This is a genomic window from Teichococcus oryzae (assembly GCF_008386565.1).
In the GTDB taxonomy this organism is placed as follows: Bacteria; Pseudomonadota; Alphaproteobacteria; order Acetobacterales; family Acetobacteraceae; genus Pseudoroseomonas; species Pseudoroseomonas oryzae.
On record NZ_VUKA01000001.1, the window covers coordinates 415,092 to 438,517 of the forward strand.

Genomic DNA, 23,426 nt, shown 5'->3' on the forward strand with positions numbered 1-23,426 from the left:
CTCAGGCGGGGCCGGCCAGCTCGCGCAGCGCTTTCAGCCAGTCGGGATGGTCCCAGGCGGCGGCGCCTTCCAGCCGTGCCACCTCCTGCCCTTTCCGGTTGACGACGATGCTGGTGGGCAGGCCGCGCGCGCCCAGCGCCCGCCCGGCCGCGCCGCGGGGATCGAGCCAGACATCCAGCGTCCCGACCCCCGTGCGCCCGTAGAAGCCCTGCACCACCGGCGCGCCGCCCCGGTCGGAGGACAAGGCCAGCACCGCCCAGCCTTCCCCCGCCAGCGCCTGCTGCGCCCGGTCCAGCGCCGGCATCTCGGCCACGCAAGGGGCGCACCAGGTGGCCCAAAGGTTGATCAGCAGCGGCCGGCCGGCAAAATCGGCCACGCGCTTCTCCGCCCCGCCGGCATCGGTGAAGACGAAATCCGGCAGCGCGCGGGGTTCCGTCCGGCTCAGCTTGCCCAGCCCCTCGGCCTGTTCGGCGGCAATCCCTTGCCGTGCCGGAAGCAGCATGGTTAGGGTCGGCCCGGCCGCGAGCAGCGAAAGCAGGGAGCGGCGTTCCAGCAACACGAGGCAGATCCTTCCTTGTCCAGTCCTATTGGGTCCAGTCACAGTCAAAGCCAGGGCAACCAGCAATGGGGCGGGCGCTACAGCGCCGGACCCTCGGCCATCATGGAGGCCATCAATGCCTCCATCGGGTTTGACCGCAAGATGTGGCGGCAGGACATCCGGGGCAGCCTCGCCCATGCCGCCATGCTGCGCCATGTGGGGATCATCTCCGCCGATGACGAGGCCGCGATCCAGGAGGGCCTGAAGGCGATCGGCGAGGAGATCGAGGGCGGCAGCTTTCCCTTCAGCGAGGCGCTGGAGGACATCCACATGAACATCGAGGCTCGCCTGACCGAGCGGATCGGCGAGGCCGGCAAGCGGCTGCACACCGCGCGCAGCCGCAACGACCAGGTGGCCCTCGACATCCGGCTGTGGGTGCGCGACGCGATCGACGGCATCGATGGCCAGATCGCCGACCTGATGCGGGCGCTGACCGACCGTGCCGACGAGCACGCGGCGACGGTGATGCCGGGCTTCACCCATCTGCAGCCGGCGCAGCCCACCACGCTCGGCCACCACCTCCTGGCCTATGTGGAGATGCTGGGGCGGGACCGCTCGCGGCTCGGCGATTGCCGCGCGCGGATGAACGAGAGCCCGCTCGGCTCCGCGGCGCTGTGCGGCACGGGCTTCCCGATCGACCGGCACATGACGGCGGTGGCGCTGGGCTTCGACCGGCCGACCCGCAACAGCCTGGACGGCGTCGCCTCGCGCGATTTCGCGCTGGAGTTCCTGTCCGCCCTGTCGATCTGCGCCACGCATCTGTCCCGCTTCGCCGAGGAGATCGTGCTGTGGACCAACCCGTATTTCGGCTTCGTGGCGCTGAGTGACGCCTACACCACCGGCTCCTCGATCATGCCGCAGAAGCGCAACCCGGACGCGGCGGAGCTGGTGCGCGCCAAGGTCGGCCGCATCTCCGGCTCCCTGCTGGGCCTGCTCACGGTGATGAAGGGCCTGCCGCTGACCTATGGCAAGGACATGCAGGAGGACAAGGAAGGCATCTTCGACGCGGCCGAGAGCATCGCCCTGGCGCTCGCCGCCACCGCCGGCATGGTGCGCGACATGAAGCCCGACGGGGCGCGGCTGCGCGAGGCCGCCGGCGCCGGCTTCTCCACCGCCACCGACCTGGCCGACTGGCTGGTGCGGGAGTTGCGCCTGCCCTTCCGCGACGCCCATCACGTCACCGGCCGCCTGGTCGCCAAGGCCGAGGCGAGGGGCGTGGACCTGCCCGGCCTGTCGCTGGAGGAAATGCAGGAGGAGGAGCCGCGCATCCATTCCGGCGTGTTCGGCGTGCTGAGCGTCGAGGCCTCGGTGGCATCCCGCACCTCCTATGGCGGCACGGCGCCGGTGAATGTGCGCCGCATGGCGGCCGAGTGGCGGGAGCGCCTGGCATGAGGGGCGCCGGCCTGCGCGGCGCCCTGGTGCTGATGGCGGCAGCGCTGCTGCTGGCCGCCTGCGGCCGCCCCGGCCCGATCCGCCCGCCCGGCCCGCAGGAGGAGATCACCTATCCGCGGAGCTACCCGAGCCGCTGAGGCCCTTCGCGACGGCGCCCGGAGGGGTGTGAAGTCCCGCCCCGGCGCGCCAGTTCTTCCGGATTGCCGCGCAAGCGCCGGAGCGCGAAAGCCGGGCCGGGGCGGCAGGATGCGCTGTGCAAGTCCAACGGAGGACACAGCCATGCTGACCATGCCGCAACAGGATGACGCCGTGGCGGCGCCACCGGCGCTCCCCGCCACGGGAAGCGTGCCCGGCACCGCCGCCGACCCGCGCTGGCGGCGCATCCTCGCCCGCGATGCCACGGCCGACGGGCAGTTCTGGTATTCGGTGGTCACCACCGGCGTGTATTGCCGGCCCTCCTGCGCGTCCCGCCCGGCGCGGCCGGAGAATGTGCGCATCCATGACAGCCTGGCGGCGGCGCGGGCCACGGGCTGCCGCCCCTGCCGCCGCTGCCGCCCGGACGAGCCGCCCAAGGCCGCGCGCGATGCTGCCCTGGTCGCCCGCGCCTGCCGGCTGATCGAGGCGGCGGAAGAGCCGCCGGCGCTGGAAGCACTGGCCGCCGCCCTGGAGGTGAGCCCCGCGCATTTCCACCGGCTGTTCCGCGCCGCCACCGGCCTGACGCCGCGCGGCTATGCCGCGGCGCACCGCGCCCGACGGCTCCGCGACACCCTGGCCGGGAGCCGCAGCGTCACCGAGGCGATCTTCAGCGCCGGCTTCAGTTCCAGCGGCCGCTTCTACGAGGCGGCGGATGGGCTGCTCGGCATGACGCCCGGTGCCTGGCGGGCCGGCGGGGCGGGGCAGGAGATCCGCTTCGCCCTGGGCGAATGCTCGCTCGGCGCCATCCTGGTGGCGGCGACCGAGCGCGGCCTGTGCGCCATCCTGCTGGGCGACGAGCCCGAGGCCCTGTTGCGGGACCTGCAGGACCGCTTCCCGCGTGCCCGGCTGGTGGGCGGCGATGCCGGGTTCGAGGCGCTGGTGGCGCAGGTGGTGGGCTTCGTGGAAGCGCCGCGCCTGGGCCTCGACCTGCCGCTCGACATCCGTGGCACCGCCTTCCAGCAGCGCGTCTGGCAGGCGCTGCGGGCCGTGCCGGCCGGCGAGACGGTCAGCTACACGGACATCGCCCGCCGCATCGGCATGCCCGCGGCGGTGCGGGCGGTGGCCGGCGCCTGTGCCGCCAACCCGCTCGCCGTCGCCATTCCGTGCCACCGGGTGCTGCGCCAGGACGGGGCGCTGTCGGGCTATCGCTGGGGCATCGCGCGCAAGCGCGCGCTGCTGGCGCAGGAGCGCGACACAGGGGAGGGGCGCCTAGAGCGGATCCCGATCGGGCAGGATCGCCTGATCGGGTGAAGATGCCCGGCAGAACAAGGAGCCAGAGCATTTGACGTGAGCCAGTGCGAACGGAAAATGTCCTAGCGGGCTTCCATCTCCTCCCGCACCTGCCCATAGGCCAGCAGCGCGAACAGCGCCGAGCCGCCGATGACATTGCCCACCAGGAAGGGCAGCAGGAAACCGAACAGCGCCGGGCCGGCCGCGACCTCGCCCCGGTACAGCAGCAGGAACACCTCAACCGCGCCGGACACCACGTGCGGCAGCTCGAACAGCGCGATCAGATAGGCGACCAGCGCGATCACCCAGATCCGCGCCGCCTCGGCCAGGGGCAGCAGCCAGACCAGCAGCGCCATCATCCAGCCGGACAGGATGGCGCGGCCGAAGGCCTGGCCCGGCGTCAGCTCGGCCATGTGGCGCGACACCGCCAGCGCGCCTTCGGTGACAAAGGGCGGCAGCAGGTCCGGAATGGCCAGCATGCCGGCGAACAGGGCCGTGCCCAGCATGTTGGCCGCCAGCACCACGCCCCAGTTGCGCATCAGCGCGCGGAAGCCGCCGCGCGTCGGCTTTGCCAGCACCGGCAGCACGGCGGTCAGCGTCACCTCGGTGAACAATTGCTGCCGCGCCAGGATGACGATCAGGAAGCCCACCGTGTAGCCGGTGCTTTCCACCAGAGGCCGCCAGGGGACATCCGGCAGCAGGCTGTGCAACGCGCCCTCGCTGGCGATGGACAGGCCGATCGAGAGGCCTGCGGCAACGCCGGACCACCACAGGCTCAGCCCGGCCCGCGCCAGTTCCTCGGCGCCTTCCCGCCGGACCACCTCATAGATGGCCAGGGGGCGGAGATGGGCGTGCTGCTCCACCTCCTCGCGTTCTTCCGGCGTCAGCGGCCCCGAGGCATCCGGGTCGGGCACCTCGGCGGAAGCAGATTCGATGGTGGAATGGCGGCTCATGCTGCGGCAAGCGCGGGCCTGGCTGCGGGTTTCAGCCATTGAACGGAAAACGTCCCGCCGCCTCCCACGGCCCGCCGCGGTAATGCCAGAGCAGCAGCGCCTCGCCCCGCGCCTTCCAGGGCATGAAGCCGGGGGCGAGCCGGTCGAAAAGGCCCCGGGCGGCCTCGGGCGCCACCTTGTTCTGGATGGTGACATGGGGCCGGAAGCCCTGCCGGTCCTGCGGCGTCAGCCAGGCGGCCCAGGTTGCGGCCAGGCTCCGGCGCAGCGCGAGCAGCGCCGGGCTTTCGGCGTCCAGCGCGACTCCCCGGCCCAGGAAGCGCGGCTTGACGAAGCGCAGCCGCGGCGCCGGCGTGGCGGCTGCGCAAGCGGCCAGATGGGCGGAGATGGCCACGGCCGAGGCGCCAGGGAGGGCATGGAACAGTGTCAGATGCGCGGGGATCAGGTTGCGCTCGGGCGGGAAATGCGTCTGGCGCAGGGCGTCCAGCCGGGCGAAGCTTTCCTGGTCGAAACCCAGGCTCAGGATCAATGGCGCGTCCATGCCACCGATATGGGCGGAATGCCGGCAACCGCCATTCCGCCCATGAAGCGAATTCACGGCGGTGGCCCATCCGCCCGGCTTCGGCGGGATGCCCGGCGCTGCTGCCGGGCAATGGCATGGAGCAGAAGCGGAAGCTGGCCGGCCGGGCCCTTGGGGGATTTCGGCCCGCCTGGCTGGCAGCCGCCGATGGCGGCCGCTAAATGAACCCCATGGCCGCTCCGCTCCCCGCGCCCCAGGGCGCCGACAACCCCGACCCCTCCTTCGAGGATCTGATCGCCGCCCGCCCCGCCCTGCGCATGGACGCGCAGGACGGGCTGCTGATGGAGGAGGTGCCGCTGGCCCGCATCGCGCGGGAGGTGGGCACGCCGGCCTGGGTTTACTCGGCGAACACACTGCGCCGCCGCTATGGCGCCCTGCGGGACGCGCTGAAGGGGGCGGGACTCTCGGCCAGCATCCATTACGCGGCCAAGGCGAATGACAGCCAGGCGGTGCTGCGCGTCCTCGCCGCCGAGGGCGCCGGGGCCGACATCGTTTCCGCGGGCGAACTGCGCGCGACGCTGGCGGCCGGCATCCCGGCCGCCGCCACGGTGTTTTCCGGCGTCGGCAAGCAGGCGCATGAGATCGCCTTCGCGCTCGCCGAGGGCATCTTCCAGCTCAACGCCGAAAGCGCCGAGGAGATCGAGATGATCTCCGCCATCGCATCCGGAATGGGGCTGGAGGCGCCGATGTCGATCCGCGTCAACCCGGACGTGGATGCCGGCACCCATGCCAAGATCACCACGGGCCGGGCGGAAAACAAATTCGGCATCGCCTTCGACGACGCGCCGGAACTGTATGCCCGCATGGCCGCGCTGCCGGGCATCCGCCCGGTCGGCATCGCGACGCATATCGGCAGCCAGATCACCGGTGGCGTTTCCGCCTACCGCGCCGCCTATGGCCGCCTGGCCGAGATGGTCCGCGACCTGCAGGCGCGCGGCCTGCCGGTGCGGCGGGTCGATTGCGGCGGCGGCCTCGGCATTCCTTATCGCGACGAGGTGCCGGCCCCGCCCGAGGCGCTGGCCGGCGCCATCAAGGCGACGCTGGGCGAACTCGGCCTGCCGGTGATGCTGGAGCCGGGGCGCTGGATCGCCGGCCCGGCGGGGGTGCTGCTGGCCTCGGTGATCCTGCAGAAGCAGGGCACCCAGAAGCAGGGCACGGGCCGCCGCTTCGTGGTGCTGGATGCCGCCATGAACGACCTGGCGCGGCCGTCCATGTATGACGCCTGGCACGGCATCCTCCCGCTCTCGCCCATCGCCGCCAAGGCCGCGCTGTCGCCGGCCGATGTGGTGGGCCCGGTTTGCGAAAGCGGCGACACCTTCGCGCGGGAGCGCCCCTTGCCGATGCTGGACCCGGGAGATTTGGTCGCATTCCTGGATGCGGGTGCGTATGGTGCGGTGATGAGCAGCACCTACAACGCCCGCCCCCTGGCGGCCGAAGTGCTGGTGGACGGCAACCGCCACGCCGTCATCAGGCCCCGGCAGACGCCCGAGGATTTGCTCGCGCAGCAGCGCATCCCCGATTGGCTGATGGCGGCCGGCACCGCTCCCCTCGCGTCATGAGGGGAGCGCGCGATCCGCTGGCCCGTCGCCTGACGCGCGGGCGGCGGCTCGCGCGCTGGGCGCTGGGCTGGGAAGGGCTGTGGCCGCGCCTTTGGCCGTCCCTGGGCGTCGCCGGGCTGTTTGTCGGCCTGGCATGGGCCGGGCTGTTCCTGGCGGTTCCCCCCTGGCTGCACCTCGCCCTGCTGGCGCTGTTCGCCGCCGCGCTGGCGCTGGCGGTGTGGCGCCCCTTTCGGGGCTTCCGCTGGCCGGGTGACGCCGCCGCCGAACGGCGGATCGAGGCCGCCACCGGCCTGAAGCACCGCCCCATTTCTACGCTTCGCGATCATGCCGTGTCCGAAGACCCGGCAACGCTGGCCTTGTGGCAGGCGCATCAGCGCCGCGTCCTGGCCGGGCTGACGCGGCTGCGCGTCGGCGGCCCCCGCCCCAACCTCGCGGCGCGCGACCCGCGCGCTCTGCGCGCCGGCCTGCTGGTGGCGCTGTTCGCCGCCTTTGTCGCGGCGGGGGGCGAGGCCGGGGAGCGTTTGCGCCGTGCCTTCTGGCCCGGCGGCCTCCACGCCGTCGCCGCGCTTCCCGCCCTGCGGCTGGAAGCCTGGGTGACGCCGCCTGCCTATACCGGCGCCGCGCCGGTTTTCCTGGACCTGGGCGGCGGATCGCTCACGGTACCGCAGGGCAGCCGCCTGCAACTCTCGCTGTCCGGCGGTGGCGGCGGCGTGCCGGAGTTGCAGCTGGATCAGGCCGCCACGCCCTTCCGCACGCTGGAAGCGGGTTCCTTCGCCCTGGAACAGTCGCTGGATCGCGGCGCCCGCGTGGCGCTGCGCCGGGACGGGGCGGAGCTGGCGGCCTGGATCATCAGCGTGCAGGCCGACGTACCGCCAACCGCCGCCTTCGCCGAGCCGCCCGGGCCGGCGCAGCGCGGCCTCGCCTCCCGGCTGCCCTGGCGCGCCACGGATGACTGGGGCGTGGCGGCGGCGCGCGCGGAACTTCGCCTCGCCGCGCGGCCCGGCGCCGAGCCGCTGGTGGTGGAACTGCCGGTGGGTGGGGACCCGAAGCAGCCGCGCGGCCTGGCGCAGCCGGACCTGTCCGGGCATCCCTGGGCCGGGCTGCCGGTGCGCGCCCGCATCCTGGCGCGCGACGGCGCCGGGCAGGAAGGCGGCTCGGAAACGCTGGAATTCACCCTGCCGGAGCGTCGCTTCAACCATCCGGTGGCGCAGCGCCTGGCGGCGCTGCGGAAATCGCTGTCGCTGGACCCCCTGGCCCGCGCCCCGGCGCGCCGGGAGCTGGATGCGCTTTCCGCGCATCCCGAAGCGTTCGAGCACGACCTCAACACCTTCCTGGCGCTGCGCGTCACCCGCTTCCGCCTGCAGCGGGACCGGCGGCCCGAGGCGGTGGACGAGGCGCAGGCGCTGATGTGGCAGATCGCCGTGGCGCTGGAGGAAGGCCGCACCGATCGCACGGCCCGCGCCCTGGCCGAAGCGCGCGAGGCGCTGCGCGAGGCCCTGGCCGAGGCCGAGAGCGCCCCGCCGGATGCCGATCAGCGCGCCGAGCTGGAGCGGCGCGTGCAGGAATTGCGGGAAGCGATCCAGCGCCACCTCGAAGCCCTGGCCGAGCGTCTGCGGCAGGAGAATGCCGAACCCATGGCGCCTGACGCCAGCCAGCGGCTGATGGACCAGAGGGAACTGGACCAGCGCACCCGCGAGATGGAGCAGGCGGCGCGCGAAGGCCGCACCGACCGCATGCAGCAGGAGCTGGCGGAGCTGGAACGCATGCTGGACGCATTGCAGAACGGACAGGTAGCCGCCCGCCCTGAAGGCGGGCGCAACAACAGCCGCCAGCAGCAGCAGCGCCAGCAGGGTCAGCAGCAGATGGGTGCCGTGCAGGACATGGTGCAGCGCCAGGGCCAGATGCTGGACCGGAGCCACCAGCGCGGCGAGGAGCGGGCGCAGCAGCGCCCCGGCCAGCCATCGCAGCAGCGTGGTCAGCCGCAGGAACGGCGCCAGCCGGGCCAGGCGCCGCAGCAAGGTCAACAGGGGCAACAAGGCCAGCCGCAGCAGGGAGAGGCGTCGGCGCAGGCCGATGCGCGGCAGCAGCGGGCGTTGCGCCGCGCCCTGGGCGAGTTGATGCAGCAATTCGGCGACCTGACTGGCGAGGTTCCGGACGCGCTGGGCCGCGCCGATCAGGCGATGCGCCGGGCCCAGGACGCGCTGGGGCAGGGACGGGACGCCACGGCCGACCAGCAGGAAGCAATCCGCGAGTTGCAGGAAGGCGGCCGGCAGATGGCGCAATCCATGGAACGGCAATTCGGCCAGGGCGAAGGCCAGGGTGAGGGCCAGGAGGACGGCCAGGACAGCATGGGGCAGGCGCCGGGCAACGGCCAGGACCGCGCCGGCCAGCAGGCGCAGGGCCGCGACCCGCTGGGGCGCCCGACCCGGGAAGGGCCGGGCTCCAACGACCAGGGCAGCGACACCAGGGTGCCGGAGGAAGCGGAGATGCTGCGCAGCCGCCGCATCCAGGAGGAGCTGCGCCGCCGCGGCGCCGAGCGCGAACGTCCGCCCACCGAGCTGGACTACATCGAGCGGCTGCTGAAATCGTTTTGAACGGGCGGCCCGGCTTCAGCTGCCGGGCCATTCCAGAACCGGCAGGCGCAGCAGGGATAGCCCCGCCGCCGTCACGGCGCGGTCCTGCAATTGCACCGGCACTTCCAGCCGTGGCGCGCCGCCCGCGGGATCGGGCCGGGCGAGAAGCGGGAGCAGGCCCCGCGCCAGTGCGGCCATGCGCGGCGCCAGCACGCCGGCCTCGGCGAGCGCGTCGGTGGCCTGGGCAGGGTTCGCGACGGCCAGCCGGCCGCTGCCCCGCGGCTGCAACGCACCATCCAGGCCGAGGCGGCCGGAAACGCTGGCCGACAGCCCACCCCAGCGAAGGGTCAGGGCCTGGAGGTCGATCTCGCCGCCCCCATCGCGCCATGCGGCCGCGCGGCTTGCCGGCGGTGGCCCGAAGCTGCCCAGGTCGGGCACGGGGCCGAGCATCGCCGCCCGCACGCCCAGGGCCGTGATGATGCGGCCCAGCGGCGCTTCCACGGGCAGGGTGAGGTCGCGCAGGTCGAGGGTCAGCGAGCGGCCTTCGATCCGTCCCGCGCCCTGGGCCACTTCCACCATCTGTGGCGCGGCGCCCAGGCGGAGCTGGCGCAGGGTGACGCGGATGGGCGCCCCGGCTTCCCGGGGGCGTAGCGGGATCGTTGCGTTCATCGTGTCCGCCGTCAGCGGCAGGCTCCGGCCCGCCGCCTGCAATCGCTGCGCCCCGATGGGCTCGGCCAGGGCGTCACGCCAAGCATCGTTCCAGGGCGTCAGGGAAAGCCGCAGCCTCAGCGCCTGGGCCTGCCAGGTGGCACCGCCCGGAAGGCCCGCCAGCGGCACCACCAGCCGCAACTCCGGCCAGGACACGTCCAGGCGCAGCGGCCAGCCTTCGCGGCGCGGGGCGGCGTGGGAGATCTGCCAGCCCTCGGCCCGCCTTGCCGCCGCCCATTGTCCCATCTCCTGTTCCACGCGGCCGGCCGCCCACCACCATAGGCCGGCATGCGCCCCGGCCAGCAGCAGCAGGATCGCCGCCAGGCCGGCCAGCAGGCGCCGGAAACGCTTCGGACGTGGGCGCCCGTTGGGCTGGCCAGGGGGTACGGAGGGATGGTTCATGCCGGGTATATAGCGGACGGCGCCGGCCGGGAGCCATGCGGCCCGATTCGCGGCTTCTGCCACAAGGCTCCGCGAAGCTTTTCCGCAGGTTTATCCACAGCCCTTCGGCATTCTCCCGATGCACAATCACAGTGTTGACAGCAAGGCTTCCGGAAGCCTGTTCCGTTTATCCCCGATTTCAGTGACTTGATTGCCACGCAAAGGACCCGGCAGCGTCGCGGCCGCGCCATCGCACCGCAAGAATCGAGGTCCGGCAGCATGTTGGGGAGCGATGCTGGCCCTGATCCCGACAACAGGGTTCGACTTATCCCACAGAATTATCCACAGCCGCCGAGGGCGGCCCGCCGGCCGCGACGACAAGCCGGTCGGTTTCCGTTTCAATGGCGTCGGAAAGCGCCCGCAGCAGCTGGGTCCGGTTCTGCCCGGGCGGAAGGGGCGGCAGGATGGCCACCGTGATCGCCCCCGGCCGCTTGGCGAAGGCGCGGCGGCCCCAGCGCAGGCCGCTATCCGTGGCCACCGGCACAACAGGCGCGCCGCTTGCCGCCGCCAGGGCGACCACGCCCGGAAGATAAGGGATGCGCGTGCCGACCGCGGTGCGGGTGCCTTCCGGGAAGATCACGATCTGGTCGCCGGCTTTCAGCGCCGTCCCGGCCTGCCGCACCATGCGCTTCAGGGCGGAGGCCCCGCCCCGCCGGTCCACCGCCACGGCCCCGTAATGGCGCGCCATCCAGCCCCAGGCCGGGATGCGCAGCAATTCCTGCTTCAGCACGTAAACGGGTTCCGGCAGCAGGGCGAGCCAGACAATGGTGTCATAGGCGGATTGATGCTTCGCCGCGATCACCACCGGACCTTCCGGCAGGTTCTCCCGCCCGGTGACGCGAAGGGTGATGCCGCAGACCACATGCAGCAGCCACAGCATCAGCCGCGCCCAGCCCTGCACGTAGCGGCGCATCAGGCGGCGGGGAAAGGGCAGCAGCAGAATGCCGAACAGGCAGCACAGCCCCGTCAGCCCGAAGAACAGCACGTTGAACAGCGCCGAGCGGAGCAATGTCAGCGTGCTGGGCGGGCCTAGGGGATCGCCGGGCGGGGTGCCGAGGGAATGGCCAGAGGAAGGGCCAGAGGAATCGCCGACGGGCTCGCCAGCGGAAGCGCTCTCGGGATCACCGGCGGGAATGCGGGTGGGGATGCTCGCGGAAGCGCATGCGGGAGCGCCGCCGGGACGTCCCAGGTCGGAGGTCATCCGAGGCTCACTCCGGTTTCAGGGCCGAAAGGCCCAGCATGGCGCCGATCAACTTCAGGTATTCCCGTACCAGCAGGCTCGGCCTGGGGCCGGCGGTTTGCACCGGATGCGGCACCAGCGCCACCCCTGGCAAGACCCGCCGCAATTCCAGAAGGGCGCGCGGCATGTGGAAGGCGGCCGTCACCACGCGCAGGGAGCGGATGTTGTGGCGCGCCACCCAGTCGGCGATCTCGGCGCCATTGCCGCGGGTGCTGGTGGCGGCCCGGCCCAGGGTGATGCGCGGAACGAGCTCCGGCACCGTCAGGAGGTCCGAGGGAAGCCCGGCGGAGCGCGACAGCTCGTCCAGCATGGAGGATGGCCCGACGCCCGAGATGATCAGCCACCGCGCCTGGTCCTCGGCCAGCAGCACCAGCCCGGCGCCGACGCGCTGCGGCCCGCCGGTCAGCACGGCCACGCCATCGGTCGGCCGGATCGGCTGCTCCGGTACCTGGCGCGCCTGGCCGGCGAAAAAGGCGAAGCCGGCCAGCAGCGCCAGCAGCGGCAGGGCGGGCAGCAGCCACAGACGGCTGCGGCGGCCGCGCCGGCTGCCATCGGGAAGCGGCGGGCTCAAGGCAGGCGGCGCAGCCAGCGCCGGACGCTGAGCTGCGCGGTGGCCCAGCCGATCAGCCCGGCAACGGGCGGCAGCAGGGCAAGGTCGAGCCAGGGCAGGGCGCTCCAGGGCTGCACCATGCCACCGGCCAGGGGGGCGGCCAGCCCGGACAGCGCCGCCAGGGCGGGAACCGCGATGGCCGCGCCGGCCAGCGCGCCGCCCGCCGCCAGCAAGCCGATGCGGCGGGCGAAGCGCCCCGCGATGTCCGACTGGGTGGCGCCGAGGTCGTGCAGGATCTCGATGGCCTGCCGGCGGGAAGCGAGGCCGGCGCGCGTCGCCACCGCCACCACCGCCACCGCGACGCCGATCACCAGCGCCAGCACCGCCAGCGCCACGCCCTGCACGCTGCGCGCCAGCGCCGCCAAGCGTGCCACCCAGATGCCATGCGCCTCCACCTCGGCGCCGGGAATGGCGTCCGACAGGGCGCGCTGGAGCGGGGCGGGGTCGAGGGCGGTGTTGTGCAGCCGCAGTTCCAGCACGGATGGCAGCGGCAGGGCCGGCACCTCGCCCAGCCAGGGGCGCAGCAATTCATGCATGCGTTCCGGGTTCACCGGCTCGGCCCAGGCCACTTCCGGCCGGGCGCGCAGCAGGGCCATGGCGTCCTCCATGCGTCCGGCCTGTTCCGGGGGCAATTGCACGGTGACGGCGGCGGCGGCGCCCTGCTGCCAGCGCTCTTTCAGCGCCTCGGCGCCGCGGCTGCCGGCCAGGGCCAGGGCAGCCAGCAGGGCCATCGCCGCCACCAGCCCGGGCAGCAGCCGGTCGGACAGCGCCCGCTTCAGCCCCAGCGGGTCGCGGGCGCGGCGGATGCGGCGCGCCACGGCGCCCTGGTTCCGGTCATCAGCCATGATGCACCAGCCGCCCGGCCTCAAGCCGCAGGGAAGGGGAAGGAAACTGCGCCACCAGATCCTCGCTGTGGGTCGCCACCACCACGGTGGTGCCAAGGCGGTTCATCTGCGTCAGCAGCGCCAGCAGCCGCCGTGCCTGATGCGAATCAAGGTTGCCCGTCGGCTCGTCCGCCACCAGCAAGGCGGGGCGGGTGACCACGGCGCGGGCAATGGCGATGCGCTGCTGTTCGCCGCCGGAAAGCTGTTCCGGCAGGGACATCTCCTTTCCCTGCAGCCCGACCCAGCGCAGCATTTCCGTCACGTCCGGGCGCAGGCTGCCCTCGGACCGCCCGGCGAGGCGCAGGGGCAGGGCGACATTGTCGAAGGCCGACAGATAGGGGAGCAGGCGGAAATCCTGGAACACCACGCCGATCCGGCGGCGCAGCGCCGGCAGGGCATCCCGGCGGTCGGGGCGCACCTGGTGGCCCAGCACCTCCAGCGTGCCATGCGTCGGCAGCTGCGCCAGGTAGAGCAGCCGCAGCAGCGAGGACTTGCCCGCGCCCGAGGTGCCGAGCAGCCAGGTGAAGCTGCCTTCCGGCAGGGTGAAGGTGAGGTCCGAAAGCGCCTCCGGCCCCAGCCCGCCATCAGGCGAGGGGTAGCGGAGGCCGACGGCAGTGAAGCGCACCATGCGGCAGGGAAATGCCACGGCATGCCCTGCGCCGCCACCCGCCGAACGCAATTGCCCGCTTCCGGCCGCGGGTGGATATGCCACCGAAACGGCCGCCCGGCACAATGCTTGCGGCGCCGCGGGACAGCCGGCACATAGCAGGACGATGCGCATCCAATGCCCCGATTGTGCCGCCGCCTATGAAGTGCCGGAAGCCATGCTGGTGCCGGGCCGCCCCGTCCGCTGCGCCCGCTGCGGCCAGCGCTGGCAGCCCCTGGCCACGGGCGGCCCGGTTCCGGCCACCACGGCGCCGGATGACCCTGGCCCGGCGCCATCTGCCGATATCGCTGGCCCCGCGCCCGTGGAGGCCGCGGAGGATGGCGAATCGGCGCCGCTCCCCGCCGTGCCTGCCGGCTCCCGACGGCGCCATCCCCTGCGGCCCCGGCCCCGCCTGGCGCCCGCGCCGGAGGCCGACCCGGACCGCGTCCTGATGGCGGAGCCGGCCCGTGCCCTGCTGTCCCCGCCCGAGGGAACGGCCATGATGCTGCCCGCCCCGCTGCCGCCCGCCGCGCCCCGCGCCGGCCTGGTGGCGCCGCTGCTGGCCTGGCTGGCCTCGTTGCTGCTGGTGGGCGGCGCGCTGGCCGCCTTGTGGCTGTGGCGGGAGGAGGCGATGGCGGCCTGGCCGCCGCTGGCGCGGCTGTTCCAGGCCCTGGGCGTGAACTGAGGCATCCGGCCGGTCAGGCCGCGCCTATCCATTGCAAGGCCCAGATGGCGCCGACGCCGGCCAGGATCGCCGCGCTCAGGCTGCCGGTCAGCCGTTGCGCTAGCAGCACCGCCGCCACCGCCGGCAGCCCCGCCCAGCCCAGGGCCGAGAAGGCCAGCGCCACATAGGCCACGAAAAGCGGCCCCGGCAGGTGCCGCAGCCAGGCCTCGATAAAGGGGGGCGGGCGCACGGCGCGCAGCACGGCATAGCCGCCGGCCCGGCAGAGATAGGTCACCGCCGCCATTCCCAGGATGGCCAGCAGCACATCGCCCCGCAGCATCTCAGGGAGCCGGAGCGGCCGGTGCGTGGCGCAGCTCCAGCCACGCGGCGAGGGCCGCGCCGGCCAGCGCCGCCGCCAGCAGCGGCAAAGGCGCCGGCAGGCCGATACGGTGCAGCAACAGGGCCAGGAGCGCGGTCAGCCCCCAGGGCAGCAGGTCGGCGCGCGGGCCGCGCCACATCGCTGCCAGCAGGGCGACAAAGGTGGCGGCGCCCGCGAACAGGAAGGGATGGCCGGGCGGCAGCCGCACCGCGCCGCCCAGCAGATGGCCCGCCGCCACCGCCACGAGCCAGGCCGCGTACATCACCAGCCCGATGCCCAGCAGGAACCCGGCATCGCGCCCGCCCGCCCGCATCTCGGTGACGCTGAGGGCAAAGGAATGGTCCACCATGAGGCCGAGCGAGCCCCAAAGCTTCCAGCCGCTGAGCCGGTTCAGCCAGGGCGCGAGGGCAGCGCCCATCGGCGCCATGCGGATATTGGCCGCCGCCGCGGCCAGGGTGGCGGCGAGGATCGGGGCTGGGTCGGTCCAGAGCTCCAGCGCCAGGAGCTGCGAGCTGCCGGCGAAAACCAGGCCGGACATCACAAGCGTTTCCACCAGGCTCAGCCCCTTGCCCGCGGCGATCACCCCCACCACCAGCGCGAAAGGGGTCAGGCCCAGCAGCAGGGGCAAGGCCGTGCGGGCGCCATGCCGCACGCCGTGCCGGGTGAACACCACCGGGCTGCCGCCCTGCTCCGGCGCGGCCTCAGCCACGGCGGGAATCGAGCAGGCGCTGCTCGGCCTCGTCCGGGTCCATGTCCAGGGCGCGCTCGGCCACGTCACGCGGGAAACCGGCGCGGGCCAGGGCGCCGAGCGCCTTCAGCCGCGCTTCCGGCGCCAGCGGCGCGTCCGGCGCGCGCGGGGCGAAGGGGCCGGCCCGCCGGCGGCGCAGATGGCCCAGCGCCGCGGCCAGCTCGTCCGGCTCCGCTTCCTCCAGCACGGTGGAGGCGGTCTCGCCGGTCACGCCCTTGGCGGCCAGATGCGCCTGGATGGCCCGGCGGGATCGCCCCGCCTGGTTCAGCCGCCGCGCGCGGGACGCGGCGAAGGCCGCGTCGTCCACCGCGCCGGCCGCAACCAGCCGCCGCGCCACTTCCACCGCATCGGCGCGGGCGGCGATGATGGCGGCGGCGATGCGGTCGGTGGGCTGCGCCTCGGCCTCGGCGCGGCGCGCCCAGCGGTCGATGCGCCGGTGCAGCACGCGCACCAGCCCCGCCTCGGTGGCGGCAAAGCGGGCCAGATGCGCCAGCGCCGCCTCGCGCAGCGCGCCGGCACCGGGTGGCGGGCCGGCCGGGCGCGGCTCCGCCCGCCGGCGCTGGCCGCGCGGCGATTCCTGCCCTGTTCGGCGTTCCATGCCGGCATCCTGCCATGCGGGAACCACCTTGCCCACTGGCTTGCCCCCATTGGCTTGGGCCCCCCTGGCTTGCCCGTCGGCGGTCTCGACGGCGCGGGCCTCGACGTGGCGGGCCTGGCGGCGCAGAATGGTGCCGCTTACCCAACCATGCGGAGAGCCCATGCCGCAGCCGCCGGTCTTCAGCGAGACAACGCGCGATGTGCGTGTCTCGGTGCGCGCCTTCTATCTGGCCGACCAGTCGAAGCCCAGCGAATCCCACTTCGCCTGGGCTTATCGCGTCACCATCGAGAACGAGGGCAGCCACACCGTGCAGCTGCTGCGCCGTTCATGGGAAATCACCGACGGGGCCGGGCGGGTGCAGCATGTGCATGGCCCCGGCGTGGTGGGGGAGCAGCCGGTGCTGGAGCCGGGCGAAAGCTTCGAATACACCTCGGGCACCCCGCTCGCGACGCCATCCGGCTTCATGCGCGGCACCTACCACATGATCGAGACGGTGAGCGGCGAGCCCTTCGACGTCGCCATTCCCGCCTTCAGCCTCGACAGCCCGCACCAGGCCGGCGTGCTCCACTGAGCGGAATGGTGGCGCCGCGGCCCGCCCTGCGGTGAATTTGTTGAAACGGGGAACTGGTGGCGCGGGGTCCGGATGGCTATCTGTTGCGGCTCTCGCGGGGGGTGCGCCCGGTGCCGCCGGGCGCGGCGCGGGGGCGAGCCCTGCGAGAACGGCGCTTGTGTTACGGTTCGCGAAGCCCGACCTGTGTGCCTGAAACTGCCGTTCAGCCAATGCCCACCGCCGCTCGGGACGAGACACCGGAAGATTGACCGTGAACATCACCGTGACGCCGGCCCGCAAGCCGACCCAGCCCACCGCCACCAGCCCCGTCGAGGCCCCGCGCCGCCCGAGCCGCGCCGAGGCGGAGGCGGCGGTGCGGACGCTGCTGCTGTGGGCCGGCGATGACCCGGAGCGGGAAGGGCTGCTCGACACCCCCGCCCGCGTCGCCCGCGCTTATGAGGAATTCTTCTCGGGCTATGCCGAGGACCCGGTGGAACTGCTCGCCCGCTCCTTCGCCGAGACGGATGGCTATGACGAGATGGTGGTGCTGCGCGACATCCGCCTGGAAAGCCATTGCGAGCACCACATGGTGCCGATCATCGGGCGCGCCCATGTGGCCTATCTGCCGGCCGGGCGGGTGGTCGGCATCTCCAAGCTGGCGCGGGTCGTGGAAGCCTATAGCCGCCGCCTGCAGATCCAGGAGAAGCTGACGGCGCAGATCGCCAACAGCATCCAGGAGGTGCTGCAGCCGCGTGGCGTCGCCGTGGTGATCGAGGCCGGGCACCAGTGCATGACCACGCGCGGCGTGCACAAGCCGGGCGTGGCCATGATCACCAGCCGCATGCTGGGCGAGTTCCGCAGCGACGCGTCGCTGCGCCGCGAGTTCCTGGCCATGGTGAACAGCGGCCGCCCCGTTCCGGAAGCCTGAACGCCCCGAAAGCCTGAACGTCCCGGAAATTTGGGCGCGGGGCAGTGTCCCCCGCCGGGTTTCGCCGGCCGACGCCTCCGCCCTAGGCGGCGGCTTCCGCTTCCACCTCGATCAGCAGCCGCGGATCGGCGAGGCCGGCCACGATCATCAGGGTGGAGCAGGGTGCGTGCTCGCCGAACAGCCGGTCACGCGCCGCGCGCCAGACCGGAAGCTGCGCGCGGTCCGTCAGCAGCACCGTGACCTTCACCACCTGTTCCGGCGCCATGCCATGCGCCGCCAGCACGGCGCCCAGATTGTCCAGCGCCTGCCGGATCTGCGCTTCCGCCCCCTCCCGGATCGTGCCGTCGGGTGCCATGCCGATCTGCCCGCTGATCACGAGGCGGCGCGGCGCGCCCTCGATCAGCGCGGCCTGCGAATAGCGCGCCGCGGGAACATGTACGCCGGGCGGGTTGGACAGGGTGATGCGCGCCATGGCCTCAGCTTCCGGTGGGGGACAGGGTTTCCTGCTGCAACGGCGCCGGCAGCGGGGCCGCCGGGTCGCCGGTCATCAGCCAGTCGCGCAGGTTGCGGCGCAGCTGGAACTCGAATTCCACATTCAGGTCGTCCATCGCCTGCCGAACGATCTGGTCGGCGGCGCGGGCGCGGCTGGCCTCGCCATCGTCGATGGCGGTGGCGGTGCGGCGGGCCTCCGCCTCGGCGAAGCCGACGCGGCGGCCTTCATTGTCCAGCACCTCGACGCGAACGCGGATCACGGCGGTGAGCCTTTCCGTCCGCTGCGAGAACAACCCGCCGGGCTGCGCCAGCTCGCGGGTCAGGGTGGCATTGTCCACCATGAAGCGCGCGCGGCCGGTGGTGCCCACGGCGCTCAAGCGCTCCCGCCCCATGCGCAGGGCCTGGGCCAGGGGCGACAGCGGCGCCGGGGGATCGATGCGGAAGTTCAGCGCCGGCGGCGGCTCCAGCACCTCCACCTCCAGGACATTGAGCCTCAGGGGGGTCAGGAAGCCATAGCCGGGCGCGGGCTGCAGCGGTGGCTGGGCGTCACCGCCGGCGCAAGCGGCGAGAACCAGGGGAGCCAGGCCAAGGCTGGCGGTGAGCATGTGGCGGCGTGGCAGCGTCATCTGGTTTCTCGGTCTCCCAACGGCGCGGTGCGGGCACGGGCCGGCCGGGCCGGATCGCCCGGCCGGCGAGAATGCACGCGAACAACATCATACCAGAGCGTTTTCCGCGCGGCGAAGCCCGGGAGCAAGGCTTCGCGGGGCCGGAAGTTCCGGCAGCGCCCTTCCTCAGCCGCCGTCCCGCATCTCCGCCCGCTCGAAGCGGAAGCCGACATTGCAGAACTCGCAGGTCATGGTGATGCTGCCATCCTCGGCCATGTGGTCCAGATCCTCGGCCCCGAAGCCGGCCAGCACCCCGGCCAGCCGCGCGCGGGAACAGCGGCAGCCATAGGAAAGCGGGCGGGGGCGGGCCAGGGCCAGCCCTTCCGCGTGGAACAGGCGGTGCAGCAGGCGGTCCGGCGTCAGGGCATCATCCAGCAATTCCCGCTCGGTGATGGTGGCGGCCAGGGCCAGGGCGGTTTCCCAGGCATCCTCCTGCTCGGCCTGGCTGATCTCTGGGCCGACGCCGCCCTGGCCGGCGACCCGCTCCAGGATCAGCGCGGCGGCGCGCCAGCCGGCCGGTGTCGGCGCCGCGGCCAGCCAGACGCGGCTCGCCAGCTGCTCGGAGGTGGCGAAGTAATGTCCCGTCATCTCCGCCAGGCTCGCGCCCTTGATGGCGACGATGCCCTGGTAGCGCTCCATCTCCGCGCCCTGGTCCACGGTGAAGGCGAGGTAGCCCTTGCCCAGCAGCGCATCGGCGCGGGGCGCGGCGTCTTCGGGCAGGCGCGCCCCATCGGCGCGGGCATAGCCGCGCAGGGCGCCATCCTCCGTGCAATCGGCCAGCAGCATGCCGACCGGGCCGTCGCCCTTGGCCTGAAGGCTGAAGCTGCCCTGGAATTTCAGCGCCGTGGACAGCCCCGCCGTCAGCGCCAAAGCCTGGCCCAGCAGCGCCGTCACCGCTTCCGCGTTCTCGTGCCGCGTCAGCAGGGCATCGGCCAGCGGGCCGAGCCGCACCAGGCGGCCCCGCACGGGCCTGTTCTCCAGGTGAAAGGGCTGCACGCCGCGCGGCACGGTGATGTGCGGCACGGGCGGGCGGTCATTGTTGAGGAAGTCCGGGGTGGCGGAGGGTTCGGTGGAATCGGTCACGCGGGGGGGAACTCTTGCAGGAAAGGGGCGGATCGCTCGGGGCATAGATAGGGCGGGACCAGGCTGGATGCGACCTTGGGCGGCTCCCGGGATGCCAGCCGCGCCCTCCGCGCAGGCCGGCCAGGCCTCAGGGCGCCTCCATCAGCCCCGCCACGATCCGCCGCCGCACCGGGGCCAGATGGTTGCCGAGGCGCAGCGCCGCTTCCCGCAGCAGGCGGGCGGGGCGTGAGGCCTGGCCATAGATCATCGCTGTGGCGTTGGTGGCCAGGTAAAGCGGCCGCGTCGCCAGGCGATGGGCGGTGGCGTAGCGGCGCAGCACGTCCGGCCCGGCGAAGTCGCGCCCGGCGGCCAGGGCGGCGCGGATCTCGCGCGCCAGGGTGGCGCCGCCGCGCAGGCCAAGATTGAAGCCATGCGCGGTGACGGGATGCATCCCCACCGCCGCATCCCCCAGCAACGCCGCCCGGGTGGTGGCGAAGCTCCGGGCATAGGTGGTGACCAGGGGATAGGTGTGGCGGGTGCTGACCAGCTCCATGGCGCCAAGGCGCTGGCGGTAGCGGCGGGCCACCTCCGGCCCGAACCCGGCCTCCGGCATGCGCTCCAGCGCCGCGGCCTCGTCCGGCTCCAGCGTCAGCACGGCCGAGGAACAGTTGTTGTTCAGCGGCAGCATGGCGATGGTCTGGCCGTAATCGAACCATTCGGTCGCGATGCCATGATGCGGGGCGGCATGGCGCAGCCGGCAGACCATCATGCGCTTGCCGAAATCATGCCGTTCCGCGCGCACGCCGAGCATCTCGCGCGCCGCGGAGAAGCGGCTGTCGGCCGCGACCACCAGGCCCGCCCGCAACTCCTGGCCATCGGCGAGGGTGATCTCTACCCCTTCCACATCGGTCCGGATGCCGGAAACGGCCGTGCCGGCGCGGAGCGTGACGCTTTTGGTGGCGCGGACGACCTCGTAAAGGCTGCGGCGGATGGCGTGGTTGGAAACCAGCTTGCCCAGCTCCGGCTCCGTCCGCTCGGCCGTGTCGAAGCGCAGCGCATAGCCGGAGGTGCCGTTCAGCACCCGCGCCTCGACCAGCGGGGAAATGCTTTCGGCGGGGATCCGGTCCCAGGCGCCCAGTTCGCGCAGCAGCGCCTGGGAAGCATGGGTGAGGGCGATCTCCCGTCCGTCAAAGGCGGGCTCCGCCAGCGCCGCCTCGGGCTGGCGTTCCAGCACCTGCACGGCAAGGCCGGTGTTTCCAAGCGACGCGGCGAAGGCGAGGCCCGCCGGCCCGCCGCCGATCACCGCCACGTCGCACCGCGCCACCTGATCCTGCGAAACGCCTTGCATGCCCTTCTCCCGAGTGGATCCGCCTCCCGTAGAGCGGCAGGGGTCCTGGCGCAAAGTTGGGCCTTTCCCGGCGTCCCGCAAGCAGCCGGCGATGTCCGGCCAATGGCGCCCATCAACAACGATCCCCCGGGCGCGGGGCCCGGGGGATCGTGCCGGCACGGATCAGGAGGCGGAAAGCCTTGTCACAACCCCGCCAGGGCCCAGAGCAGAACACCCTTCTGGGCGTGCAGGCGGTTCTCCGCCTCGTCGAACACCACCGATTGCGGACCCTCGATCACCGCCTCGGTGATTTCCTCGCCGCGATGGGCGGGCAGGCAGTGCATGACGATGGCATCCGGCGCCGCCTGCGCCAGCAGCGCCTCGTTCAGCTGGTAGGGGGCAAGCTGGTTGTGCCGGGCGGTGGGGCCGCCATCCTTCTCGTCCGACATGCTGACCCAGGTGTCGGTGACGACGCAGGCGGCGCCCCGCACCGCTTCCACCGGGTCGGAGGTCAGCTCGATGGTGGCGCCCTCGCGGCGGGCCCAGTCGATCAACTGGGCGGGGGGCGCCAGCTCCGGCGGGGTGGCGAGGCGCAGGGTGAAGTTGAAGCGCGCCGCCGCCTGGATAAAGGATTGCGCCACGTTGTTGCCGTCGCCGGTCCAGGCGATGACCTTGCCGGCGATCGGCCCGCGATGCTCCTCGAAGGTCAGCACGTCGGCCATCAGCTGGCAGGGATGGGACACGTCGGTCAGGCCGTTGATCACCGGCACGGTGGCATGCCGCGCCAGTTCCCGCAGCTTGGCCACGCTGTCGGTGCGCAGCATGATGGCGTCCACATAGCGGGACAGCACCCGCGCCGTGTCGGCCACGCTCTCGCCCCGGCCCAGCTGCATTTCCTTGGCGGACAGCATGATCGGGTGCCCGCCGAGCTGGTGGACGCCGACCTCGAAGGACACGCGGGTGCGGGTGGATGGCTTCTCGAAGATCAGCCCCACCGTCTTGCCGGCCAACGGCTTGTCCTTGAGCTGACCGGACTTGGCGCGCGCCGCGAGGTCGAGCATGCGGCGCAGCGTCGGCGCGTCGAAATCCGACAGCTCCAGAAAGTGGCGGGGGGGCGTGACGCCCCCCTCGCTCGGCTTCAGGCTCACGCTCACTTGGCGGGAGCCTTCAGGGTCGCGGCCATGCGCTGCGCCGCGCGCTCGAGGCGCGCAAGCGCCTCGTCAGCCTCGGCCTCGGTGATGATCAGCGGCGGCGCCAAGCGCAGCACGTTCTGGCCGGCGGCAACGGTGAGCAGCCCTTCCTCCACCGCCGCGGCCTGCATCTCGGCGTTGGAAACCGCCGGCACCAGTTGCAGGCCGACCAGCAGCCCGGCGCCCCGCACGCCCGAAGCGACCTCCGGGTTGCGGGCGGCGAGGTCCTGCAACCCGCGCCACAGGTGCCGCGCCACGCGGTCCACATTGTCGAGGAAGCCCGGCGCCAGAACCACGTCCAGCACGGCGTTGCCGGCGGCGCAGGCCAGCGGGTTGCCGCCATAGGTGGTGCCATGCGTGCCGGGCACGAGGTGCTTGGCCACCTTTTCCTTCGCCAGGATGGCGCCCAGCGGGAAGCCGCCGCCGATGCCCTTGGCCGAGGACATCACGTCCGGCTCGATGCCGGCCCATTGATGCGCCCACAGCTTGCCGGAGCGGCCCATGCCGGTCTGCACCTCGTCCAGCGCCAGCAGGATGCCGTATTCGTCGCAGACGGCGCGAAGCTCCTGCAGGAAGCGGAGGTCGGCCGGGCGGACGCCGCCCTCGCCCTGGATCGGCTCGATCATGATGGCGGCGGTGGAGCCGTCGATGGCGTCCCGCACCGCGTTCATGTTGCCGAAGGGGAGATGCCTGTAGCCTTCCACCACCGGGCCGAAGCCGGCCAGGTATTTCGGGTTGCCCGTCGCCGCCAGCGTCGCCAGCGTGCGGCCGTGAAAGGCGCCCTCGAAGCAGAGAAAGCCGAACTTCTCGGGGTGGCCGTTCTCCGCATGGTATTTGCGGACGGCCTTCATCATGCCCTCATTCGCCTCGGCGCCCGAGTTGCAGAAGAACACGCTGTCGGCGAAGGAGCTTTCCACCAGCCGGGCGGCCAGGCGCTCGGCCTGAGGCACCCGGTACAGGTTGGAAACGTGCATCACCTGCGCCGCCTGCTCCTGGATGGTCTTCACCAGGTGCGGGTGGGCGTGGCCGACGGAGGTGGTGGCGATGCCGGAGCCGAAATCCAGGAATCGTCGCCCATCCGTGGTCCACAGCCAGGCGCCTTCACCCCGCTCAAAGGCGAGGTCGGCACGGTTGTAGGTCGGCATCAGGGCGGGGATCACGCGAACACTTCTCCGCAGTCGCCGCGGCCCGCGCGCCTGTCGCGTGGGTTCCGCGGA

Annotated in this window: 25 protein-coding genes; 8 read left to right on the top strand and 17 right to left on the bottom strand. The window is 72.8% G+C overall.

The features are described 5' to 3' along the window. Position 1: 1 nt before the first annotated feature. Positions 2–559, bottom strand: coding sequence for a TlpA family protein disulfide reductase (locus F0Q34_RS01900; RefSeq protein WP_149810435.1), 558 nt, complete (start codon positions 557–559; stop codon positions 2–4). 15 nt (positions 560–574) lie between these two features. Here F0Q34_RS01900 and argH point away from each other — a divergent pair, with 15 nt between their 5' ends. The 3 genes from argH (at position 575) to ada (ending at position 3,436) form a co-directional block, all read left to right on the top strand. Further along, positions 575–1,990, top strand: a complete 1,416-nt coding sequence (gene argH, locus F0Q34_RS01905; RefSeq protein ID WP_149810436.1) for an argininosuccinate lyase — start codon at positions 575–577, stop codon at positions 1,988–1,990. Next, positions 1,987–2,127 carry a hypothetical protein gene (locus F0Q34_RS22005; RefSeq protein ID WP_174241957.1) on the top strand — a complete coding sequence of 47 codons (141 nt, stop codon included), beginning with the start codon at positions 1,987–1,989 and terminating at the stop codon, positions 2,125–2,127. The genes argH and F0Q34_RS22005 overlap by 4 nt, the downstream gene beginning before the upstream one ends. Positions 2,128–2,269: 142 nt before the next feature. After that, the gene (gene ada / locus F0Q34_RS01910) at positions 2,270–3,436 is read left to right on the top strand and encodes a bifunctional DNA-binding transcriptional regulator/O6-methylguanine-DNA methyltransferase Ada (RefSeq protein WP_408902046.1); all 1,167 of its coding nucleotides are present in this window, start codon (positions 2,270–2,272) and stop codon (positions 3,434–3,436) included. A gap of 62 nt (positions 3,437–3,498) precedes the next feature. Here the strand turns inward: ada and F0Q34_RS01915 are convergent, their stop codons facing one another. Continuing rightward, positions 3,499–4,407 (bottom strand): formate/nitrite transporter family protein, encoded by a 909-nt coding sequence (locus F0Q34_RS01915; protein WP_149810437.1) that lies wholly within the window; start codon positions 4,405–4,407, stop codon positions 3,499–3,501. Continuing rightward, entirely contained in the window at positions 4,400–4,894 is a 495-nt protein-coding gene (locus F0Q34_RS01920) for a 2'-5' RNA ligase family protein (RefSeq protein WP_241665263.1), read from the bottom strand. The genes F0Q34_RS01915 and F0Q34_RS01920 overlap by 8 nt, the downstream gene beginning before the upstream one ends. Before the next feature lie 221 nt (positions 4,895–5,115). On the opposite strand from F0Q34_RS01920, the gene lysA reads away from it, so the two are divergent. Together lysA and F0Q34_RS01930 are read left to right on the top strand one after the other, a co-directional pair. Beyond that, a complete protein-coding gene (lysA, locus tag F0Q34_RS01925) occupies positions 5,116–6,504 on the top strand; it encodes a diaminopimelate decarboxylase (RefSeq protein ID WP_149810438.1) in 1,389 nt (462 codons plus the stop codon). After that, positions 6,501–9,098, top strand: coding sequence for a TIGR02302 family protein (locus F0Q34_RS01930; RefSeq protein ID WP_149810439.1), 2,598 nt, complete (start codon positions 6,501–6,503; stop codon positions 9,096–9,098). The genes lysA and F0Q34_RS01930 overlap by 4 nt, the downstream gene beginning before the upstream one ends. A gap of 15 nt (positions 9,099–9,113) precedes the next feature. On the opposite strand, the gene F0Q34_RS01935 is transcribed toward F0Q34_RS01930, so the two are convergent. From F0Q34_RS01935 to F0Q34_RS01955, 5 genes are all read right to left on the bottom strand, one after another. Then, entirely contained in the window at positions 9,114–10,187 is a 1,074-nt protein-coding gene (locus tag F0Q34_RS01935) for a DUF2125 domain-containing protein (RefSeq protein WP_149810440.1), read from the bottom strand. A gap of 304 nt (positions 10,188–10,491) precedes the next feature. Further along, the gene (locus F0Q34_RS01940) at positions 10,492–11,427 is read right to left on the bottom strand and encodes a lysophospholipid acyltransferase family protein (RefSeq protein WP_241665264.1); all 936 of its coding nucleotides are present in this window, start codon (positions 11,425–11,427) and stop codon (positions 10,492–10,494) included. A 7-nt stretch (positions 11,428–11,434) separates the two neighbouring features. Then, the gene (locus F0Q34_RS01945) at positions 11,435–12,037 is read right to left on the bottom strand and encodes a YdcF family protein (RefSeq protein WP_149810441.1); all 603 of its coding nucleotides are present in this window, start codon (positions 12,035–12,037) and stop codon (positions 11,435–11,437) included. Then, entirely contained in the window at positions 12,034–12,921 is an 888-nt protein-coding gene (locus F0Q34_RS01950) for a cell division protein FtsX (RefSeq protein WP_241665265.1), read from the bottom strand. Before F0Q34_RS01950 ends, F0Q34_RS01945 begins: the two co-directional genes overlap by 4 nt. Next, complete coding sequence (locus F0Q34_RS01955) at positions 12,914–13,588, bottom strand: cell division ATP-binding protein FtsE (RefSeq protein WP_149810442.1); 675 nt, start codon at positions 13,586–13,588, stop codon at positions 12,914–12,916. The genes F0Q34_RS01950 and F0Q34_RS01955 overlap by 8 nt, the downstream gene beginning before the upstream one ends. A 145-nt stretch (positions 13,589–13,733) precedes the next feature. Between F0Q34_RS01955 and F0Q34_RS01960 the strand changes: the two genes are divergently transcribed. Next, positions 13,734–14,291, top strand: a complete 558-nt coding sequence (locus F0Q34_RS01960) for a zinc-ribbon domain-containing protein (protein WP_161600755.1) — start codon at positions 13,734–13,736, stop codon at positions 14,289–14,291. Between the two features lie 13 nt (positions 14,292–14,304). Here F0Q34_RS01960 and F0Q34_RS01965 read toward each other — a convergent pair whose 3' ends face one another. Genes F0Q34_RS01965 through F0Q34_RS01975 form a run of 3 tightly spaced genes read right to left on the bottom strand, consistent with a single transcriptional unit; the run spans position 14,305 to position 15,995 of the window. After that, positions 14,305–14,610, bottom strand: a complete 306-nt coding sequence (locus F0Q34_RS01965) for an AzlD family protein (RefSeq protein ID WP_149810444.1) — start codon at positions 14,608–14,610, stop codon at positions 14,305–14,307. A 1-nt stretch (position 14,611) separates the two neighbouring features. After that, positions 14,612–15,358 carry an AzlC family ABC transporter permease gene (locus F0Q34_RS01970; RefSeq protein WP_241665266.1) on the bottom strand — a complete coding sequence of 249 codons (747 nt, stop codon included), beginning with the start codon at positions 15,356–15,358 and terminating at the stop codon, positions 14,612–14,614. After that, complete coding sequence (locus tag F0Q34_RS01975) at positions 15,351–15,995, bottom strand: RecX family transcriptional regulator (RefSeq protein WP_149810445.1); 645 nt, start codon at positions 15,993–15,995, stop codon at positions 15,351–15,353. The genes F0Q34_RS01970 and F0Q34_RS01975 overlap by 8 nt, the downstream gene beginning before the upstream one ends. A 160-nt stretch (positions 15,996–16,155) precedes the next feature. Here F0Q34_RS01975 and apaG point away from each other — a divergent pair, with 160 nt between their 5' ends. Then, positions 16,156–16,566, top strand: coding sequence for a Co2+/Mg2+ efflux protein ApaG (apaG, locus tag F0Q34_RS01980; RefSeq protein ID WP_149810446.1), 411 nt, complete (start codon positions 16,156–16,158; stop codon positions 16,564–16,566). Positions 16,567–16,828: 262 nt separating this feature from the next. Further along, positions 16,829–17,473, top strand: a complete 645-nt coding sequence (gene folE, locus F0Q34_RS01985) for a GTP cyclohydrolase I FolE (protein ID WP_149811211.1) — start codon at positions 16,829–16,831, stop codon at positions 17,471–17,473. A gap of 82 nt (positions 17,474–17,555) precedes the next feature. Here folE and F0Q34_RS01990 read toward each other — a convergent pair whose 3' ends face one another. The 6 genes from F0Q34_RS01990 to F0Q34_RS02015 all read right to left on the bottom strand — a co-directional run bounded on the left by F0Q34_RS01990 (position 17,556) and on the right by F0Q34_RS02015 (position 23,369). After that, positions 17,556–17,945, bottom strand: a complete 390-nt coding sequence (locus F0Q34_RS01990) for a RidA family protein (protein ID WP_149810447.1) — start codon at positions 17,943–17,945, stop codon at positions 17,556–17,558. Positions 17,946–17,949: 4 nt separating this feature from the next. After that, positions 17,950–18,591 carry a hypothetical protein gene (locus F0Q34_RS01995; RefSeq protein WP_149810448.1) on the bottom strand — a complete coding sequence of 214 codons (642 nt, stop codon included), beginning with the start codon at positions 18,589–18,591 and terminating at the stop codon, positions 17,950–17,952. A gap of 165 nt (positions 18,592–18,756) precedes the next feature. Next, positions 18,757–19,713, bottom strand: a complete 957-nt coding sequence (gene hslO, locus F0Q34_RS02000) for an Hsp33 family molecular chaperone HslO (RefSeq protein WP_241665267.1) — start codon at positions 19,711–19,713, stop codon at positions 18,757–18,759. Between the two features lie 127 nt (positions 19,714–19,840). After that, positions 19,841–21,040: a 5-demethoxyubiquinol-8 5-hydroxylase UbiM gene (gene ubiM, locus F0Q34_RS02005; RefSeq protein WP_149810450.1), complete on the bottom strand. Its 1,200-nt coding sequence runs from the start codon at positions 21,038–21,040 to the stop codon at positions 19,841–19,843. A gap of 182 nt (positions 21,041–21,222) precedes the next feature. Continuing rightward, positions 21,223–22,173, bottom strand: coding sequence for an ornithine carbamoyltransferase (gene argF, locus F0Q34_RS02010; protein ID WP_456316227.1), 951 nt, complete (start codon positions 22,171–22,173; stop codon positions 21,223–21,225). After that, on the bottom strand, positions 22,170–23,369 hold the full coding sequence (locus tag F0Q34_RS02015; RefSeq protein WP_174241965.1) for an aspartate aminotransferase family protein: 1,200 nt from the start codon (positions 23,367–23,369) through the stop codon (positions 22,170–22,172). The genes argF and F0Q34_RS02015 overlap by 4 nt, the downstream gene beginning before the upstream one ends. Between the last annotated feature and the right edge of the window lie 57 nt (positions 23,370–23,426).

Coding starts and splice junctions, on each gene's coding strand:
- F0Q34_RS22005 (WP_174241957.1), top strand. CDS start 1,987: ATGAGGGGCGCCGGCCTGCGCGGCGCCCTGGTGCTGATGGCGGCAGCG.
- ada (WP_408902046.1), top strand. CDS start 2,270: ATGCTGACCATGCCGCAACAGGATGACGCCGTGGCGGCGCCACCGGCG.
- F0Q34_RS01915 (WP_149810437.1), bottom strand. CDS start 4,407: ATGGCTGAAACCCGCAGCCAGGCCCGCGCTTGCCGCAGCATGAGCCGC.
- lysA (WP_149810438.1), top strand. CDS start 5,116: ATGGCCGCTCCGCTCCCCGCGCCCCAGGGCGCCGACAACCCCGACCCC.
- F0Q34_RS01930 (WP_149810439.1), top strand. CDS start 6,501: ATGAGGGGAGCGCGCGATCCGCTGGCCCGTCGCCTGACGCGCGGGCGG.
- F0Q34_RS01935 (WP_149810440.1), bottom strand. CDS start 10,187: ATGAACCATCCCTCCGTACCCCCTGGCCAGCCCAACGGGCGCCCACGT.
- F0Q34_RS01940 (WP_241665264.1), bottom strand. CDS start 11,427: ATGACCTCCGACCTGGGACGTCCCGGCGGCGCTCCCGCATGCGCTTCC.
- F0Q34_RS01950 (WP_241665265.1), bottom strand. CDS start 12,921: ATGGCTGATGACCGGAACCAGGGCGCCGTGGCGCGCCGCATCCGCCGC.
- F0Q34_RS01955 (WP_149810442.1), bottom strand. CDS start 13,588: ATGGTGCGCTTCACTGCCGTCGGCCTCCGCTACCCCTCGCCTGATGGC.
- F0Q34_RS01960 (WP_161600755.1), top strand. CDS start 13,734: ATGCGCATCCAATGCCCCGATTGTGCCGCCGCCTATGAAGTGCCGGAA.
- F0Q34_RS01965 (WP_149810444.1), bottom strand. CDS start 14,610: ATGCTGCGGGGCGATGTGCTGCTGGCCATCCTGGGAATGGCGGCGGTG.
- F0Q34_RS01975 (WP_149810445.1), bottom strand. CDS start 15,995: ATGGAACGCCGAACAGGGCAGGAATCGCCGCGCGGCCAGCGCCGGCGG.
- apaG (WP_149810446.1), top strand. CDS start 16,156: ATGCCGCAGCCGCCGGTCTTCAGCGAGACAACGCGCGATGTGCGTGTC.
- F0Q34_RS01990 (WP_149810447.1), bottom strand. CDS start 17,945: ATGGCGCGCATCACCCTGTCCAACCCGCCCGGCGTACATGTTCCCGCG.
- F0Q34_RS01995 (WP_149810448.1), bottom strand. CDS start 18,591: ATGACGCTGCCACGCCGCCACATGCTCACCGCCAGCCTTGGCCTGGCT.
- ubiM (WP_149810450.1), bottom strand. CDS start 21,040: ATGCAAGGCGTTTCGCAGGATCAGGTGGCGCGGTGCGACGTGGCGGTG.